We start from the raw sequence: 16,814 nt of genomic DNA, 5'->3' as shown, positions 1-16,814 counted from the left end.
CTCGCCTCTGTCACTGATTCTGCTAGCCAGCAGTATAGGGCGTTCAGCCTAAAGTCTGCCCGCCGATTCCAGCCGCTCGATCATGCGGGCGCGGGCTTCGGGCAATACCTTGTCAGTGGGCCATAGCACGCGCCGCTCGATGAAGTGGGCGGTCAGTTTCAGCCCGGCAGCGATGTCGCCCGGCGAGACTTCGCCAGAGCCTGCCATGAAGCCCGGCAGGGCCAGCAGCCGGTCAGCATATTCCGCGCCCGCTTCGGCGCAGACGGCGCGCCCCGTGCGCGGGCTGACATATCTGAGATCATGGGTTTGCCCGGTAGCGGCGCACTTCTTTAGATCCATGCCATAGCCAAGATCAGCCAGCAGGCCCGCCTCCCAGCTGATGTAAAGCGCCGGCCAGATATCGATATCGTTCAGGGATGATATCAGCACTTCAAAGGCGCCATAAACCGCCGGGTGTGCCTCGCGTTCGGGCAAGGCCAGCACCGCCATCGCGCAGGCGGCATTAAGGCCCGACAGGGCCAGCGGATCGTCCATCAGCGCGCCGGCATCCAGCGAGTCCGCTTCCAGCGCGTAATTGCCCAGATGCTCGTCCAGCCTTGCCCGCCAGACCGCCCGCACCGAATTGCCCGGCTGCAATATGGGCCGCATGGCCTTCGAGCGCCCGCCGCGTACGAGGCCCGGATGGCGGCCATGCTCCGGGGTCAGCAGCTCCACAATGGCGCTGGTCTCGCCATAATTGCGCACGGCGATGATGCGTCCGGTGTCAGTCCATTCCATGGGGGTGCCACTCCCCGCCGATACCAGCCAACATCTCCGCCAACGCCAGCTTCACCAACAGCGTTTTCCCGGCGAAAGCCGGGATCCAGAAAAAGTCTGGGCACCGGCGTTCGCCGGTGAAACGCGGATAAATGGTTGAATGAGGAAATCTCCTCACGCATCAAACTCCAGGCCGAGCGCAGAGTAGCGGGCGCGCTCCTCGCTCCAGCCGGGACGCACCTTCACGTGCAGGAACAGGTGGACCTCACGCTCCAGGTCGGCGGACAGCTCCTTGCGGGCGAGCTCGCCAATGATTTTCAGCGTCTGACCGCCCTTGCCGATGACCATCGGCTTGTGGCCTTCGCGCTCGACATAGATCGTCTGCTCGATGCGCACCGAGCCGTCCTTGCGGTCCTGCCAGCTATCGGTCTCCACCATGAGGCCATAGGGCAACTCGTCATGCACGCGCAGGAACAGTTTTTCGCGCGTCACCTCTGCGGCCAGCAGGCGCATGGGCAGGTCGGCGATCTGGTCCTCATCATAGAAGAACTCGCCTTCCGGCATCAGGGCGCACAGCCGCGCACCCAGGTCCTTCACGCCGCTTCCATTGCTCGCAGATATCATGAAGACTTCGCTATAAGCACCTGTTTCATAGAAGCTTTGGGCGAGCGCAAGAAGCTCGTCACGCTTGATCAGATCAATCTTGTTCAGCGCCAGAATGGCGGTGCGGCCTGCCGCCCTCAGCCCGTCAATCACACGGCGCGTATCTTCATCGGCCCGGCCATCCTGCCCGCCCGTGCGGCCTTTCAGGACGCGTGAAGCGGCAGCCGCATCAACCACATGCACGATGGCGTCCGCCTCGTCGGCGCCAGCCCAGGCGGCTGCCACCATTGCCCGGTCGAGGCGGCGGCGCGGGGCGAACACGCCGGGCGTATCAACCAGCACCACCTGGGTGCGATCCTGCATCATCACGCCGCGTATCTGGAAGCGCGTGGTCTGCACCTTGTGGGTGACGATGGAGACCTTCTGGCCCACCAGCGCATTCACAAGGCTGGATTTGCCGGCATTGGGCGCCCCCATCACGGCAACGAAGCCGGCGCGCGTGGTGTCCTTACTGGTCATGGGCGTGTTCCCGTTTGAGCATGGCTTCAGCGGCGGCGCGCTGCGCGGCCTGTTTGGTATTGCCTTCACCGATGGCCGGCTCCAGCCCGTCTATTCGCACCTCCACGGTAAAGTGGGGGCGGTGATCGGGCCCCTTGCGTGACAGTGTCTCGTAAGCTGGCGCAGCCAGCCGCTTGCGCGCAGCCCACTCCTGCAAGTGGGATTTGGCATCCTTTGTCTGGCGCTTGAGCTGCGCCAGTTCCTTCTCCCATGCGCTGGCGAAAAAGGCACGTGCCGCACTCAGCCCGCCATCAAGATAGATCGCGCCGATCAGAGCCTCGCAAGCATCGCCCAGAATGGATTCCTTGTCGCGTCCGCCTAGCCGGTCCTCGCCTGGAGAGAGTAGCAGCGCATCACCCAACCCGATGGAGCGGGCCACGCGCGCGCAGGCGCCCTTGTTGACGAGGGCATTGAGCCGGTGCGCCAGGCCGCCTTCGCTAAGGCCTTCAAACATGGCGTAGAGCTGCTCGGAGACCAGCAAGCCCAGCACGCGGTCGCCCAGAAACTCCATGCGCTCGTTGGAATCGGTGCGGCGGCGCCCATCGCCGTGGCTGGCATGCGTCAGAGCGGTTTCCAGCAGGACCGGGTCGGAGAACTGATAGCCGATAGCGTCTTCAAGCCGCTTGATCCGGTTGGTCATGCGTCCGGCTCCGGACTGGGGATAGCCTCGAGGATCGCAAAGGCCTGCGCCCATGGGTAGTCGTCGGTCAAAGTGAGGTGGACGGTGAAATCCATGCCGTCCGGCGTCAGCGCGCGCGCACGCTCCAGCGCCTTGCCGGAAAGGTTCATGGTCGGCTTGCCGCCCTTCAGATTGATGACTTCAAGATCACGCCAGATCACGCCCCGATATATGCCCGTGCCCAAAGCCTTGGCGGTTGCTTCCTTGGCGGCAAAGCGCTTGGCGTAGGTGTCAACCTCGCGCAGGCGGCTTTCGGCCTTGGCGCGCTCGCCTGCGCTGAAGACCCGGTTCTTGAAGCGGTCCCCGAAGCGTTCAATCGACCGCTCAATGCGGCGGATATCGATAATGTCGGTGCCGATGCCGATTATCACGCCGCCTGCTCCGCGCGTGCTTCATCCATCAGGGCGCGCATGCGCTTCACGGCTGTATCCAGCCCGGTGAAGATGGCCTCGCCGATCAGGAAATGGCCAATATTCAGCTCGGCAATCTCGGGGATGGCGGCAACAGGCTTCACATTGTCGAAGGTCAGGCCATGGCCAGCATGGGGCTCGATCCCGCGCCGGACGGCCTCTTTGGCGGCTTCCTGCAGGCGTTCCAGCTCGCGCGCGACGCTGGCCTCATCGCCTTCAAGCCAAAGTTCAGCGTAGCGGCCGGTATGCAGTTCCACGACCGGCGCGCCCAGCACCTCTGCTACCGCGATCTGGACCGGATCCGGCTCGATGAAGAGCGATACACGGCAGCCCGCCTCCTTGAGACGGCGAACGACAGGCGCGATGGTGTTATGGAGGCCGGCAACGTCCAGCCCGCCCTCGGTCGTGCGCTCCTCGCGCTTTTCCGGGACGAGGCAGGCGGCATGGGGCTTAAAACGCTCGGCAATAACCGTCATCTCCTCGGTGGCGGCCATCTCCAGGTTGATCGGCAGGCGCGTCGCTGCGCGGATCGCGTCCAGATCTCCGTCACGGATATGGCGCCGGTCTTCGCGCAAATGGATGGTGATGCCATCTGCGCCCGCTGATTGCGCTATCTCTGCAGCCCGCACCGGATCGGGATGCGCCCCGCCGCGTGCGTTACGGATGGTCGCCACATGGTCGATATTGAGCCCAAGCCGCAGCATTTCGTGCCCTAAGCCTCCAGCCCCCGGCTTCCGGGCTTGATGGCCGGAATGCGCTCCAGCTCCGGCGGCAGATCGTCTTCGGCATAGGCCGGGAAGGCCACTGTCGCGAGCGCGATCAGCGGCACACCCACGTCCGCGCGCCCGCCGGAACGATCCACCAGGCAGCACTCGGCCACCACTTTCGCGCCTGTCTTGCTGATTGCGGCAATGCATTCACGTGATGACAGGCCGGTTGTGACGATGTCTTCCACCACCAGCACACGGTCAGCGGCGGTCAGCTGGAAGCCGCGCCGGAGACGAAACTCACCCTCCTCGCGTTCGACGAACACGAATGGCAGGCCTAGTTGGCGGGCCGTTTCATAGCCCGGGATAATCCCGCCGAGCGCAGGTGAGACGATGGCCGTGATCGGCTCCTTCACCTGCGCGCGTACCGCTTCGGCCATGGCCTTGCACAGTTTTTCGGTGCGGGCCGGCTCCCGGAAGACCAGCGCCTTTTGAAGAAAGACCGGGCTGCGCAGCCCGGAGGACAGGATGAAATGCCCCTCCAGCAAGGCGCCCGCCTCGCGAAACTCGTCCAGCACGTCATCTGCGGTCATCATGTCCGGCCTCCCGATAAAACGCGGCGCTACTCGTAGCGGGCGCGCTCGGCACTGACTACCCGGTCACACGTCTTCAGCGCAGCCACGATATTGGACAAGTGGCGCACGTCCACCACCTCGATATCGAAGGCCATGTCGAAGAAGTCGCGTGAGCGTGACAGCGTCTTGATATTCGTAATGTTTCCGCGTGCCTCTCCGACCGCGCCGGCTATTTCGGCCAGCACGCCGGGCTCATTACGCACTGTGGCGAGCACGCGTCCCACCGAAACGGCATTCGACCGCGCTTCGGGCGTCCATTTGAGATCAATCCAGTTCTCGCCCGAGGACGGATCGTCCTCTTCCAGGGCGGCCAGCCGTTCGCAGTCGATCGTGTGGACTTCAACGCCTGAACCCTCGCGGAGTATCCCCACAATCCGGTCTCCGGGCAGCGGTGAGCAGCATGCTGCAAAGTGCAGGGACACGCCCGGTGTCAGCCCGCTGCCGTGCACGTAGAGAGCGCCCTTTTCATCATCAATCAGCTCACGCTGGCTGGGATCATTGGTATTCTTTTCCCTCTGGCCGGGAAAGACGGCGTCAAATAGCTGCGTCGAGGTGACCTGCCCCCGGCCCAGTGACTGATACAGCTCCTGTGCCGATTTGAGATCCAGGCGCGCCAGCGCCTCGCTCAGCATGTTTTCCTTGAAAGCCTTCCCCTCGCGCTGGAAGGCGTGCTCGGCGATCACCTTTCCCAGGCGCTCAAACTCCTGCAGCTGGGTTTCCCGGATCAGCTTGCGGATCGCAGCCTTGGCACGGCCGGTGACAACAAGGTCTTCCCAGCCGGCAGGCGGTTGACGCACCCCGCCCTTGATGATCTCCACCGTGTCACCATTGCGCAGGCGGGTACGCAAGGGACGTTCGCGGCCATTGATGCGCACGCCGACCGCCCCCGCGCCGAGCTCGGTGTGGACGGCGAAGGCAAAATCCAGCGGCGTTGCGCCTTGCGGCAGGGCTATAAGCTCGCCCTTGGGTGTGAAGGCGTAAACCTGGTCGGTCAGCATCTCCAGCTTGGCATGTTCGAGAAACTCGTCCGGGTCGCCGCCCTGTTCGAGAATCTCAACGAACGCCCGCAACCGGCTGAGCGGATCGCCGCCAGCCTCCCGGGCTGACTTGGCATCGTAGCCATACCGGCCCGCCTTGTAGCGCCAGTGCGCGGCAACCCCCGTCTCGGCCACGGCCTCCATCGCCTCGGTGCGGATCTGCAGCTCCATGCGTACATTGTGCGGACCGACAATGGTGGTGTGCAAGGAGCGGTAATTATTGGGCTTGGGCGTGGAAATGTAATCGTGGAAACGCTCAGGCACCGACCGCCAGTTCTGGTGGATCACGCCGAGGGTGCGGTAACATTCATCCGGCGTGCTCACGATCACGCGAAAGGCGTAAATATCGGCGATATCGTCAAATGACGTGCCCTTGCGCTCCAGCTTGCGCCAGATCGAATAGGGCCGCTTCTCGCGCCCGAACACGCGGCACTCGATGCCCGCCTCTTCCAGGCGCTGGGATAGCAGCGAGGACATGGCGGCAATGGCCGAGGCCCGTGTGGCACGCAGCGCGGCCAGCCGGCGGGTGATGGATTCATACGCATCCGGATTGATATTGCGGAAGGCGAGGTCTTCCAGCTCGACGCAAATCCTGTTCACGCCGATACGCCGCGCCAGCGGTGCGTAAATCTCCAGCGTCTCGCGGGCAATCCGCTCACGCTTTTCCGGCTTCGGCATGAAATGCAGCGTGCGCATATTGTGCAGCCGGTCGCACAGCTTCACCAGCAGCACGCGGACATCATCGGTGATGGCCAGGACGAGTTTCTGGAAGTTTTCCGCCTGCCGCGTACGCTTGTTGATGAGCTCCATCTGGCTGAGCTTGGTCTCGCCATCAACGAGCCGGGCAACATCTTCGCCAAAAAGTTCCGTTATTTCTTCAAGCGTTGCGTCTGTATCTTCAACTGTATCATGAAGAAGCCCGGTGCAGACTGTCGCCACATCGAGATGAAGATCGGCCAGCAGCATCGCCACGGCGACCGTATGCCCGTAATAGGGCTCGCCGGAATGACGCTTCTGGTGAGCGTGCTTGTCGCGTGAATAGTCATAGGCGCGCCGTAAAAGCCCCTCATCCGCATTGGGATGATAGGCCTTTACACGCGAAATGAGGTCGTCGGCGCTTGGGATCGTTCCCGGCGCATCGGCGGACGCGCTGAGCGCTACCCCGCCCAACGCTTACAGACGGCCGTCTGCCGGCCCGTCCCGATCGCTCTGAAGGGCGCGAAGCATGGCTGCTTCATCCATCTCCGGAGCAGGCAGGGCGCGCGGAGCGTCCGCCGTTTCATGGCGCGCGTCTTCTTCATCGTCATCCGCAGGGATGACACGCTCCAGCCCGGCGACAAGGCTTTCCGCCAATGCATCAAGATCGAGCTTTTCGTCTGCCACTTCGCGCAGCGCCACGACCGGATTCTTGTCGTTATCCCGGTCAATCTGAAGCTGCGAACCGGCCGCGATATTGCGGGCGCGATGCGCAGACAGGAGGACCAGCCGGAAACGGTTGGGGATTTTTTCGATGCAATCTTCGACAGTAACGCGAGCCATGAGCGTGGACGCTCCCAAATGCAAACAGGGGGTCGGGGGTAATAGCGAACCTTCCTGATACCTTAGTGCGGCCCCGGCTTCAAGCACGGCGCTGCGCTGCACAAAGCATCAGCCTGCCGCGGTAAACGCCGCAACCGTCCTTGTCGCCGCAATGTCATCGCCTGCCAGCGCGTCTATCAGCGCTGCCACCCCCTCTCCGGTTAACGGATGAGTCCAGCCGGGCGCGATCTCCTGCAACGGCGCCAGTACAAAGGCGCGTTGATGGGCTCGCGGATGGGGAAGGATCAGGCCATCACCATCATTTAACACTAACCCATTGAAATCGATCAGGTCGAGATCCAGCGTACGGGGCGCATTGCGCTGCCCGCGCGCACGGCCGAACCGGGCCTCCACGGCATGCAGGCATTGCAGCAGCTGTTCGGGAGACTGGCTTGTCTCCACTGCCGCCACGGCGTTGATATAGGGGGGATCTGCCGGATCGGGCCAGGCAGGTGAACGCCACAAGGAGGACCGGGCCACAAGCCGGACACCCGCCTCCTCCAGGGCGTCAGCAGCCTGCCCGATCAGCTCCCGGGGCGTTATGCGTCCAAGGGCTTGGTTTGAACCAAAAGCGATGTAGATATTCAACGCAGTGCCTATTTTAGCCAGCCATAAGCCCCATAAGGAGCCCCATGACTTTTTATCCCAATGAGCGCATCGGCCTTTTTATCGACGGTGCCAATCTGTATTCCGCCGCCCGCGCCCTCGATTTTGACATCGACTACCGCAAGCTTCTGGAAGAGTTCAAGAAACGCGGCCGGCTCGTGCGCGCAAACTATTACACCGCCCTTCTGGAAAATGACGATTACACACCCATTCGGCCGCTCGTCGACTGGCTGGACTATAACGGGTTTTCCATCGTCACAAAGGCAGCACGCGAATATACCGATGAAAACGGTCGCCGCCGCATCAAGGGCGATATGGATGTCGAGATCGCGGTGGATGTCATGGAAGCTGCTGGCTATCTCGACCATATCATCCTGTTCTCCGGTGATGGTGATTTCCGCAAGGTCGTCGAGGCTGTGCAGCGCCGCGGCGTACGGGTTTCGGTCGTGTCCACGCTGAAATCGCAGCCGCCCATGATCGCTGATGATCTGCGCCGTCAGGCCGACAATTTCATAGAACTGGCAGAGCTTGGCCGGCTGGTTGGCCGCGAGCGGCGCGCCCGGGAAGACTTTACGCCCGCTGCCGCTGCCGAAGACGATGACGCTTGAGGTCCCGGCAGAGCCCCGGCCCGACTGCCCGCTCTGCCCGCGGCTTGTCGCCTATCGAGAGGAAAATGCGCGTCAGGAACCGGGCTGGTTCAATGGCGCCGTGCCCTCGTTCGGGGATGATAATGCCCGCCTGCTGATCGTTGGGCTGGCGCCGGGGCGCACCGGGGCCAACCGGACTGCACGGCCCTTCACCGGCGACTGGGCCGGTGATCTGCTCTACGCGACGCTGGAGCGGTACGGATTTTCCGAAGGCACCTACCGGGCCGATCCGGGCGATGGGCTGACGCTGCATGATGCGATGATCACCAATGCCGTGCGCTGCGCGCCGCCACAGAACAAACCCATCGGCGCCGAGATGGCCAATTGCCGCCCCTTCCTGGCCGCGCGTATCGCGGCGCTGCCCAAGCTGAAAGTGATGATCGCGCTGGGGCGCATCGCGCATGAGAACACGCTGCGCGCTCTGGGACTGCGTCCTGCGGCATTCAAGTTCGCCCACAGCGCTGAGCACTTGGTTGAGGGCCCGCAAGGCCCCCTCACCCTGATCGATAGCTATCACTGCTCCCGCTACAACACGAATACGGGCCGGCTTACCGAACCGATGTTCCATGATGTGTTCGAGAAAGCGAAGGCGCGACTCTAGCGCCCGCCCTCTGCCCGGATCGTCAGGGCAATCTGTTCAGCGTCACGCATCACGACAATCTCCGATACGCTCGCGGCGTCGAACGTTCCGGCAAGCCAGCGCACCGTGTTGCAAACACCGCTTTCGGTGGTATCGAGCGCCTGGCCGTCGACCGAGACTACCTCATCACCCAGCATCAGGCCTGCCTGCGCCGCGGCGGTGCCGGCAAACAGCTGAACCACCTCGACAGACCGGCCCGTATAGGCCAGCGCGAAGCCGGTCGGACGATCAGGCGTAGCCAGCTCAGCGCGCGGCTCCAGAACAAGGTTGTGGCGGGCAAAGTCGATGGTCACGGCGTAGCGGTCCAGCAGGCCTGCGCCGACAAGGGTTGGGGGATTGGATCGCGAAAGCGCAGGAACGGCCTCAAGCGTATGGCCACCCAGTTCCAGCCGGCTCAGTTCATAGTGGGCGATAGACCGGACAGGGCCGCGCCCGCCCGCGGACTCGCCTTCCGACCCCTCGCCTTCACGCAAGGAGCCGGGCACGATGGCACTGCGGGCCTGGCGGCTATTCATGACGCTTTCGAACACGCTTGCAAAACCGGCACTTCCGGTGTCGAAAAGCGCGCGGTCCTCCACGTCGCCGAGGCGGTAGGAGATCACAGGCGGGAAGGGATAGCCTGCCTGCATCAATTCCAGATCCAGCGCGCCGGCCGAAGGCGTCAGCGCGCCGATCTCCGGGGCGATGGTCATTTCGCCCCGCTCGGTGTCCAGCCGCCACACGCCATGCGGCAGCAGTTCCGAGCCGATAACCCCGCCATCCACCACACACCGTCCGGTTGGAAGGCTTGAAAAGTCGAACACCATCACCGGAATCTGTTCAAACCGCGCCGTGCCAATGTCCAGCGTGTCCAGAACAGCAATACCCATGGTCACCGGGTCGTCATTGGCATCGCGCCCGGTATTGCTCGCCACGATTTCAAGGCCAAGCTCGGCGGCGAGTTCCTCCGAAATTATGGACGGCGAACCGGTGTCGAAGATGAACTCGCGCTCGACCCCGTTGGCGGTGGCCCGCACGAACAGCTTTCCCATGCGGACATCCATCGGGATTGATGTGACGGTACCGGCATGGACAGCCCGCGTCTGCGCGTTCTCGATCACAGAGCGCATATCCTGCGCGGAAGCAGCAGAACTCGCTAACACAAGCCCCGCCAGGGCAACCCGCGAAGCCCTCCAGATTTGTGTGCCTGCCACCGCCGTCTCCCTGCCCTCGAGTTTGGCGCAAAACTATCAGTTCATGGTGAAGCGCAGCATTAAACTTGAGAAAGGCAGATGACCGCTGCAGGCTTATTTCCTGAACGCGTAGGTATTCGACCCGCAATCGCCGTGTTCCCCGCGCGCATGCGCTTCAGCCCGCGAGATCGCGCGGCAAGATAGGGAGCATAGGTGTCCCGCCGTGCGTCCGGGGTCAGTTTTTCTGCCAGCCTGCCCGCCGCATCGAAGTCCTCCAGCGCCGGGACGCCCTACCCGAAATCCTTCATCAGGCGGGCCTTGGAGCGGTTCCACTCGCGCTCCTTGATGGTCTCGCGCTTGTCGATTGTCTTCTTGCCCTTGGCGAGCCCGATCAGGAGCTTGGCAAGGCCCCGGTCATTGAAATAGAGGCGCAGGGGAATGATCGTGCGCCCCTCGCGCTGCACGGCGCCTGCCAGCTGGGCCATCTGCTTTCTGTGCAGGAGCAGCTTACGGTGCCGGCGCGGCTCGTGATTGAAGCGGTTCCCGCCCTCATAGGGCGGGAAATCGGCATTGATCAGATAGAGCGCACCATCGCGCTCCACGCTGACATAGGCCTCGGCGATATTGGCCCGGCCCTGGCGCAGGGACTTCACCTCGGTGCCAACCAGTTGCAGGCCCGCCTCGAGCGTATCCTCGATCTCGTAATCGAAGCGTGCGCGCCGGTTTACGGCGATCACACCCTTATCGTCGCCCTTGCTCATAACAGCGACAACTCTTTGAGCACCTGTGCGATCCGCTCTTTCACCGTCTCAGGGCATTCCACCAGCGGCAGGCGTACTTCGGCGGAGCAAAGCCCCAGCAGACTGGCGGCGTATTTGGCCGGCGACGGGCTGGAATAGGCGAACATCACTTCATGGAGCGGCTGCAGACGGTCATTCAGCTCCCGTGCCTCGTCCCAGCGCCCGTCCAGCGTCGCGTTCTGGAACGTGGCGCACAGTGCCGGGGCGACGTTGGACGATACCGAGATCACGCCCACACCGCCATGTGCGTTATAGCCCAGCGCGCTGGCATCCTCTCCGGAAAGCTGAATGAAATCATCGCCTATAGCCCGGCGGTGCTGGGTCACGCGGGCAATATCGCCCGTCGCGTCCTTGACGCCTACAATGTTCGGGTGCTTCGCGACACGGGCCATGGTCTCAACCGAGATATCCACGATTGACCGGCCAGGCACATTGTAGACGAAGACCGGCACCTCGACCGCATCGGCAATCGCCAGATAGTGGGCCGTCAGCCCATCCTGCGACGGCTTGTTGTAGTAGGGGGCCGCGACCAGCACCGCGTCAGCGCCCGCACTCTTGGCAAAACGGGCCAGCTCGATGGCATGCGCGGTATTGTTCGAGCCTGCCCCGGCGATTACCGGCACCCGGCCCGCCGCAGTTTCAAGTACGGTTTCGACGACATGGCGGTGCTCGTCATGGCTCAGCGTGACACATTCGCCGGTCGTGCCGACAGGAACCAGGCCGTGGGTTCCGGCCTTTATCTGGTGCTCGACCACGCGTTTCAGCGCGGCGGTATCGACCCGGCCGTTGCTGAAAGGTGTGATGAGTGCCGTAAATGAGCCGCGGAACATGGTTTGCATAGCCTTGTGAGATCAGCGCGCCTGCGCAAATGGGCGCGGACCATATCGATTGCAACAGCGCGCGCCAAGACGCTGCAATCGCTGTGGACAGTGCGCGCGCATTCGACGAGTCTGTAGCCCTGCCTGCCGCCAAGAGGTTTTGCCACCATGCTGTTGCGTGCCGCCCTGCTCGCCCTGTCAGTAGCCGCGCTGAGCTCGCCCGCTCTTGGCGATGTGCCGGTGCCGCGGCTGAAGCCGCCCATGGCCAATCATTCCGCCATACTCAACGACGCCGATTTCGACCTTCTGCGCCGGGGGCTGCGGGCCGCCGATGCCGGCGACTGGACCTTCGTGCGCGAGGCGCGTTTCAACATCAGCCACCCGGTTGCGCAGAACCTGCTTCTGTGGCGGCTTGCCTCTTCGGACCCCAGGGCGATCTTTTCCGAACTGCATATGGCGCTGGAAAGGCTCGAAGGCTGGCCGCGCGAGGCTGCCATCCAGCGCGAGGCGGAGTGGAAACTGGCCGATTCCGGCCTTGGCCCGGACCTGACGGCGAGCTGGTTCGCGCAGCGTGAACCCCTGACCGGTGAGGGCCGCATTGCCTGGGGCGAGGCACTGATTGCGCTGGGGCGCGTTGAGGAGGGCCGCGAGCAGATCCGCGAGGCCTGGCGCACCCAGTCCCTGCGCCAGACCTATCAGAGTCAGGTCTTGCGTCAGCACGGTGATTTCCTGACAGCCGCCGACCATGCCGAGCGCGTGGATTTCCTGCTATGGGCGGGACAGCGCAGCCTGGCGAGCGCATTGCTGCCACAACTTGGCGCCGGTGAGCGGCGGCTTGCCGATGCGCGCATCCGGCTGGCGGCGCGCAGTTCCGGTGTGGATGCGGCCGTCGATGCCGTTCCCTCCACCCTTCAGACCAATCCGGGTCTCGTCTTCGAGCGTACGCGCTGGCGCCGCCGCGCCGGCAACGCCGATGGCGCCTTGCAGCTGGCACTGGAATTGCCCGATGCGCATACCAATACCGCCGCGCTGGAATCGATGTGGAGTGAACGCAAGCTGATCATTCTCGATCTGATGCGCTCAAACGACCATGAGACCGCCTACCGGCTGGCCGCATCGAACGGCATGAGTTCCGGTGTCGCCTTTGCCGATGCCGAGTTTCTGGCCGGCTGGCTGGCACTGGTACATCTGAACCAGCCCGAAGATGCCCTCGCCCATTTCAACCGCCTGGAAGCAGGCGTGACCACGCCGGTTTCCCTTGGCCGTGCAAAATACTGGCAGGGACGCGCGGCAGAGGCAGCTGGCAATGCCGTCCTGGCGCGCGACCGCTTCATGGCTGCTGCCCAGCACGCCACCACCTATTACGGCCAGCTGGCCATTCTGGCACTGGGCGGCGACGCGGCCGAACTCGACTTGCCGCCGGATCCGGTCATCACCGAAGCTGACCGGGCCGGCTTCAACAACCGCGACCAGGTGCTCGCGCTGCGCATGCTGGGTGAGTTGAACCAGACTTTCCTCTTCCGCACGTTTGCGGCGCATCTGGAAGGGCGCATGGAGACGCCAGCAGAACAGGCCATGCTCGCCGACATTGCGCTGGATTACCTCCGGCTGCGTGAATCGGTACGGGCTGCCAAGGCTGGCCGCATGCAGGGCATGATCCTCGCCGAACGCGCCTACCCGGTCATCGAGGTGCCTACCGACGCGCCGGTGATGGCTGACCCGGCGCTGACCCTCTCGGTCATACGCCAGGAGACGGAGTTTGACGCCCGCGCGGTGAGTGGTGCCGGCGCGCGCGGCATGATGCAGATGATGCCAGCCACCGCCCGCCAGACCGCACGTCAGCTCGGCCTGCCCTACGAGTTCGAATGGCTGACCGATGATCCCGATTACAATATGCGCCTTGGCATGGCCCACCTTCAGGAGGTCGTGGAGAATTATGACGGCTCACTGGTGATGGCGCTGGCGGCGTATAATGCGGGCGGGGGGCGCGTAACCCGCTGGGTGCAGGAATATGGCGATCCGCGCTACGGAGCGATCGACCCGATTGACTGGGTGGAGAGCCTGCCCTTTGCCGAAACGCGCAACTACGTCCAGCGCGTGATCGAGAATTTGCAGGTTTACCGCGCCCGCCGGGCCGGACACACGGCTGTGCCGCTGGCCATTGAACGCGACATGGTCGGCGCGGGCGCGGGCTTGCGCCGTATCCTTCCCCACCTCTCCGAGGAACAGCTCGCCGAGATCGAGGCGGCGGATGCCGCCGCGCGCGAGGAGCTGGGGATGGCACCGGTCCCGGATGTCGACGCGGAGGATGGCGGGAGTTAGCCCCCTATCGCCTTCGCAAACAGGGCCGGATCCACATTGCCGCCGGTGGCAACAACCACTGTCGTCTTTCCCTTCGCGTCGATTTTCCCTGAAAGCACGGCGGCGAGCGCGCACGCCCCGCCGGGCTCCAGCACGATTTTGAGGTGGCGCCAGGCGAAGGCGACAGCCGCCATGGCCTCCTCATCGCTGACCACGCCAACGCCTTTCAGGCGGGGCTGATTGATCGGGAAGGTCATTGCGCCTGGCGCGTCCGACAGAAGCGCGTCCTGCAGGGAGCCGGAGCTTCGCGCGTTACGCTCACGCTGGCCTGAAAGGAGCGAGCGGGCGTGATCGTCGAAACCTTCCGGTTCCGCGCCATAGACCGCCATACCCGGCGCGCGTTCCGCCAGCGCCAGATTGATGCCGGCCAGCAGTCCGCCGCCGCCGACACAGCAGACAAGCTGATCCGCCGCCTCGCGGCGCTCCGTCAGCTGATCGGCAATCTCCAGCCCGCACGTACCCTGCCCGGCTATGACACCAAAATGGTCAAAGGACGGAATGAGTGTGGCGCCTGTCTCCTCGCACAAACGCCGGGAAATCACCTCCCGGTCCTCGCTTGAGCGATCATAGGTGACAACCTTGCCGCCGCGCGCCCGCACGCCATCGGCCTTGATGGCCGGGGCGTCGGCCGGCATCACGATGGTCGCCCGGATGCCGAACAGCTTTGCTGCCTCGGCAATGCCCTGGGCATGATTGCCCGAGGAGAACGCCACAACACCGCGCACGCGGTCAGCCAGTGTCATCAGGGCGATGGCATTATATGCGCCGCGAAACTTGAACGAGCCGGTGCGCTGCAGGCACTCGGCCTTCACCAGCACACGCCCGCCCACGGCCTCATCCAGCGCAGGGTTCCAGAGCAGCGGCGTTCTGACTGCAAACCCCTGAAGGCGTGCCGCCGCCTCCGCGACATCGTTGAAACCGGGTAGGTGCATCCTAATGCCTCCTCGCGCTGGCCGCAGACTGCTTCACGGCCATATCCGCTGAGGAGGAGTTGCGCAAAAGGTATTGCATCGCAGCGCGGGCAAGACTTTGATGTCGGCAACTTCAAACAACGGGCCAGACAGGCGGGCAGCACGCCCTTACTGTGAATGGCCGGTAGCATCCGAGCGGGAGGACAAACGCCATGTTGCGTGGACAGATGATGAATCGCCAGCTGATGATTTCTGGCATTCTACAGCATGCGGCCGACAATCACGGGGGCCGCGAGATCGTCAGCCGCCTGCCAGATACAGGCCAGATCCACCGTTACGGATGGAAAGACTGTCACGCCCGCTCCAAGCGCCTCGCGAACGTCCTGACCGGTCCGCTGAAGGTGAAATCGGGAGACCGTGTTTCGACGATTGCCTGGAACACGCACCGCCATCTGGAACTCTATTACGCCGTTTCGGGCGTCGGAGCCGTCATTCACACGGTCAATCCGCGCCTGGCACCCGACCAGATCGCCTGGATGCTCGACCACGCCAAGGCCAAGCACGTCTTCTTTGACGTGTCGTTTGCGCCGATCATCGACGCCATCTCGAAAAAGTGCAAAACCGTCAAACGCTTCGTCGTCATGACGGATAGCGCGCACGCACCGAAAATGTCGACGAAGTGCGAGCCCTACGAAGACCTGCTGAACAGCGCTTCGCCGGAATATGACTGGCCGGAGTTTGACGAAAACCTCGCTGCGGGCCTGTGCTACACGTCGGGTACGACGGGCGATCCCAAGGGCGCGCTCTATTCTCACCGCTCTACCGTGCTGCACGCCATGGCGTGCCTCGGTCAGGACGTGCTGGGCGTCGGCTCACGCGGCACGATCATGCCGGTGGTCCCGATGTTTCACGTCAATGCCTGGGGCGTGCCCTATGCGACCGCAATGGGCGGCGGCAAGCTGGTGATGCCGGGCGCGCAGCTGGACGGCAAATCGCTTCAGGAACTGATCGAGCAGGAGCAGGTCACGCAAGTGCTCGGCGTGCCGACCGTCTGGCTCGGCCTGCTGCAGTATCTGCGTGAAAGCGGCAAGCGCATCGACAGCGTCGAGAACGTTCTGATGGGCGGCTCTGCCATGCCTGAAGCGCTGCTGCGCGCCTACGAGAGCGAGTACGGCGTCGACATGCAGCAGGGCTGGGGCATGACCGAGATGAGCCCGCTGGGCACGGTCGGCAAGCTTTTGCCCAAGCATGATGACCTGTCTGACGACGAGAAGATCAAGATCAAGCTGAAGCAGGGCCGGCTTATCTATGGCGTGGAAATGCGCGCCGTGGATGATGATGGCAATGTGCTGCCGCGCGACGGCAAGTCCTCGGGCCATATCCAGGTGCGCGGTCCCTGGATCATCGACAGCTATTTCCGCGGCGCAGGCGCAGAAGCCTTCACAGATGATGGCTGGTTCCGCACCGGCGATGTCGGCTATCTCGACGAAGACGGCTACATGACGATTACCGACCGCTCCAAGGACGTGATCAAGTCCGGCGGCGAGTGGATCAGCTCCATCGACCTTGAAAACGTCGCCATGGGCCACCCGGACGTGCTGATGGCCGCCGCCGTCGGCATGCCGCACCCGAAATGGCAGGAGCGTCCGCTTCTGGTCATCCAGCCCAAGCCCCACACCACGCCGACAGTGGAAGCGATCCAGGAATTCCTGGCCGAGCGCCTGCCCAAATGGTGGGTGCCGGATGGCATCGAGTTCATCGACGAAATGCCGATCGGCGCGACGGGCAAGATCCTCAAGACCCGCCTGCGGGAGATCTACAAGGACTATCAGTTCCCCGACGCGGGGTAGGTCTGCCCAGCTCTCGTTATTCCGGGCGAGCGTAGCGAGACCCGGA

At 63.5% G+C, this 16,814-nt stretch carries 17 protein-coding genes; 4 read left to right on the top strand and 13 right to left on the bottom strand.

Annotated features, from left to right (window positions below):
* Positions 1-48 precede the first annotated feature (48 nt).
* The 9 genes from recO to folK all read right to left on the bottom strand — a co-directional run bounded on the left by recO (position 49) and on the right by folK (position 7,551).
* Positions 49-777, bottom strand: coding sequence for a DNA repair protein RecO (recO, locus tag IEV75_RS02600; protein WP_188450997.1), 729 nt, complete (start codon positions 775-777; stop codon positions 49-51).
* A gap of 153 nt (positions 778-930) precedes the next feature.
* Entirely contained in the window at positions 931-1,878 is a 948-nt protein-coding gene (era, locus tag IEV75_RS02595; RefSeq protein WP_188450996.1) for a GTPase Era, read from the bottom strand.
* Positions 1,868-2,557: a ribonuclease III gene (gene rnc / locus IEV75_RS02590; protein WP_188450995.1), complete on the bottom strand. Its 690-nt coding sequence runs from the start codon at positions 2,555-2,557 to the stop codon at positions 1,868-1,870. The genes era and rnc overlap by 11 nt, the downstream gene beginning before the upstream one ends.
* Entirely contained in the window at positions 2,554-2,967 is a 414-nt protein-coding gene (gene acpS / locus IEV75_RS02585; protein WP_188450994.1) for a holo-ACP synthase, read from the bottom strand. Before acpS ends, rnc begins: the two co-directional genes overlap by 4 nt.
* Complete coding sequence (locus IEV75_RS02580; RefSeq protein WP_188450993.1) at positions 2,964-3,710, bottom strand: pyridoxine 5'-phosphate synthase; 747 nt, start codon at positions 3,708-3,710, stop codon at positions 2,964-2,966. Before IEV75_RS02580 ends, acpS begins: the two co-directional genes overlap by 4 nt.
* 8 nt (positions 3,711-3,718) lie before the next feature.
* The gene (gene pyrE, locus IEV75_RS02575; RefSeq protein ID WP_188451249.1) at positions 3,719-4,306 is read right to left on the bottom strand and encodes an orotate phosphoribosyltransferase; all 588 of its coding nucleotides are present in this window, start codon (positions 4,304-4,306) and stop codon (positions 3,719-3,721) included.
* A 29-nt stretch (positions 4,307-4,335) separates the two neighbouring features.
* Positions 4,336-6,555, bottom strand: coding sequence for a RelA/SpoT family protein (locus IEV75_RS02570; RefSeq protein ID WP_188450992.1), 2,220 nt, complete (start codon positions 6,553-6,555; stop codon positions 4,336-4,338).
* Between the two features lie 3 nt (positions 6,556-6,558).
* Positions 6,559-6,924, bottom strand: a complete 366-nt coding sequence (gene rpoZ / locus IEV75_RS02565; protein ID WP_188450991.1) for a DNA-directed RNA polymerase subunit omega — start codon at positions 6,922-6,924, stop codon at positions 6,559-6,561.
* Between the two features lie 108 nt (positions 6,925-7,032).
* Entirely contained in the window at positions 7,033-7,551 is a 519-nt protein-coding gene (gene folK / locus IEV75_RS02560) for a 2-amino-4-hydroxy-6-hydroxymethyldihydropteridine diphosphokinase (protein ID WP_217979736.1), read from the bottom strand.
* Between the two features lie 44 nt (positions 7,552-7,595).
* Between folK and IEV75_RS02555 the strand changes: the two genes are divergently transcribed.
* Positions 7,596-8,177 (top strand): LabA-like NYN domain-containing protein, encoded by a 582-nt coding sequence (locus tag IEV75_RS02555; RefSeq protein ID WP_188450990.1) that lies wholly within the window; start codon positions 7,596-7,598, stop codon positions 8,175-8,177.
* Positions 8,167-8,817 carry a uracil-DNA glycosylase gene (locus IEV75_RS02550; RefSeq protein ID WP_188450989.1) on the top strand — a complete coding sequence of 217 codons (651 nt, stop codon included), beginning with the start codon at positions 8,167-8,169 and terminating at the stop codon, positions 8,815-8,817. The genes IEV75_RS02555 and IEV75_RS02550 overlap by 11 nt, the downstream gene beginning before the upstream one ends.
* Here IEV75_RS02550 and IEV75_RS02545 read toward each other — a convergent pair.
* The 3 genes from IEV75_RS02545 to dapA form a co-directional block, all read right to left on the bottom strand.
* Positions 8,814-9,965, bottom strand: coding sequence for an aspartyl protease family protein (locus IEV75_RS02545; RefSeq protein ID WP_188450988.1), 1,152 nt, complete (start codon positions 9,963-9,965; stop codon positions 8,814-8,816). The genes IEV75_RS02550 and IEV75_RS02545 overlap by 4 nt on opposite strands.
* 353 nt (positions 9,966-10,318) lie before the next feature.
* On the bottom strand, positions 10,319-10,789 hold the full coding sequence (gene smpB, locus IEV75_RS02540) for an SsrA-binding protein SmpB (RefSeq protein WP_188450987.1): 471 nt from the start codon (positions 10,787-10,789) through the stop codon (positions 10,319-10,321).
* Positions 10,786-11,658: a 4-hydroxy-tetrahydrodipicolinate synthase gene (gene dapA / locus IEV75_RS02535; protein WP_188450986.1), complete on the bottom strand. Its 873-nt coding sequence runs from the start codon at positions 11,656-11,658 to the stop codon at positions 10,786-10,788. The genes smpB and dapA overlap by 4 nt, the downstream gene beginning before the upstream one ends.
* 156 nt (positions 11,659-11,814) lie before the next feature.
* On the opposite strand from dapA, the gene IEV75_RS02530 reads away from it, so the two are divergent.
* Positions 11,815-13,968 (top strand): lytic transglycosylase domain-containing protein, encoded by a 2,154-nt coding sequence (locus tag IEV75_RS02530; protein WP_188450985.1) that lies wholly within the window; start codon positions 11,815-11,817, stop codon positions 13,966-13,968.
* Here IEV75_RS02530 and IEV75_RS02525 read toward each other — a convergent pair.
* A complete protein-coding gene (locus IEV75_RS02525) occupies positions 13,965-14,939 on the bottom strand; it encodes a threonine ammonia-lyase (protein ID WP_188450984.1) in 975 nt (324 codons plus the stop codon). The genes IEV75_RS02530 and IEV75_RS02525 overlap by 4 nt on opposite strands.
* Positions 14,940-15,130: 191 nt before the next feature.
* Between IEV75_RS02525 and IEV75_RS02520 the strand changes: the two genes are divergently transcribed.
* Positions 15,131-16,768, top strand: coding sequence for a long-chain-fatty-acid--CoA ligase (locus IEV75_RS02520; RefSeq protein WP_188450983.1), 1,638 nt, complete (start codon positions 15,131-15,133; stop codon positions 16,766-16,768).
* Positions 16,769-16,814 lie beyond the last annotated feature (46 nt).

It is taken from the genome of Glycocaulis albus, from assembly GCF_014639075.1.
Lineage (GTDB): Bacteria > Pseudomonadota > Alphaproteobacteria > Caulobacterales > Maricaulaceae > Glycocaulis > Glycocaulis albus.
This window is presented reverse-complemented; position numbering and strand designations above follow the sequence as displayed.

What these genes read in the sequence shown, in the direction of transcription:
- recO (WP_188450997.1), bottom strand. Translation starts at nt 777, where the DNA reads ATGGAATGGACTGACACCGGACGCATCATCGCCGTGCGCAATTATGGC.
- era (WP_188450996.1), bottom strand. Translation starts at nt 1,878, where the DNA reads ATGACCAGTAAGGACACCACGCGCGCCGGCTTCGTTGCCGTGATGGGG.
- rnc (WP_188450995.1), bottom strand. Translation starts at nt 2,557, where the DNA reads ATGACCAACCGGATCAAGCGGCTTGAAGACGCTATCGGCTATCAGTTC.
- IEV75_RS02580 (WP_188450993.1), bottom strand. Translation starts at nt 3,710, where the DNA reads ATGCTGCGGCTTGGGCTCAATATCGACCATGTGGCGACCATCCGTAAC.
- pyrE (WP_188451249.1), bottom strand. Translation starts at nt 4,306, where the DNA reads ATGACCGCAGATGACGTGCTGGACGAGTTTCGCGAGGCGGGCGCCTTG.
- rpoZ (WP_188450991.1), bottom strand. Translation starts at nt 6,924, where the DNA reads ATGGCTCGCGTTACTGTCGAAGATTGCATCGAAAAAATCCCCAACCGT.
- IEV75_RS02555 (WP_188450990.1), top strand. Translation starts at nt 7,596, where the DNA reads ATGACTTTTTATCCCAATGAGCGCATCGGCCTTTTTATCGACGGTGCC.
- IEV75_RS02550 (WP_188450989.1), top strand. Translation starts at nt 8,167, where the DNA reads ATGACGCTTGAGGTCCCGGCAGAGCCCCGGCCCGACTGCCCGCTCTGC.
- IEV75_RS02545 (WP_188450988.1), bottom strand. Translation starts at nt 9,965, where the DNA reads ATGCGCTCTGTGATCGAGAACGCGCAGACGCGGGCTGTCCATGCCGGT.
- smpB (WP_188450987.1), bottom strand. Translation starts at nt 10,789, where the DNA reads ATGAGCAAGGGCGACGATAAGGGTGTGATCGCCGTAAACCGGCGCGCA.
- dapA (WP_188450986.1), bottom strand. Translation starts at nt 11,658, where the DNA reads ATGTTCCGCGGCTCATTTACGGCACTCATCACACCTTTCAGCAACGGC.
- IEV75_RS02530 (WP_188450985.1), top strand. Translation starts at nt 11,815, where the DNA reads ATGCTGTTGCGTGCCGCCCTGCTCGCCCTGTCAGTAGCCGCGCTGAGC.
- IEV75_RS02525 (WP_188450984.1), bottom strand. Translation starts at nt 14,939, where the DNA reads ATGCACCTACCCGGTTTCAACGATGTCGCGGAGGCGGCGGCACGCCTT.
- IEV75_RS02520 (WP_188450983.1), top strand. Translation starts at nt 15,131, where the DNA reads ATGTTGCGTGGACAGATGATGAATCGCCAGCTGATGATTTCTGGCATT.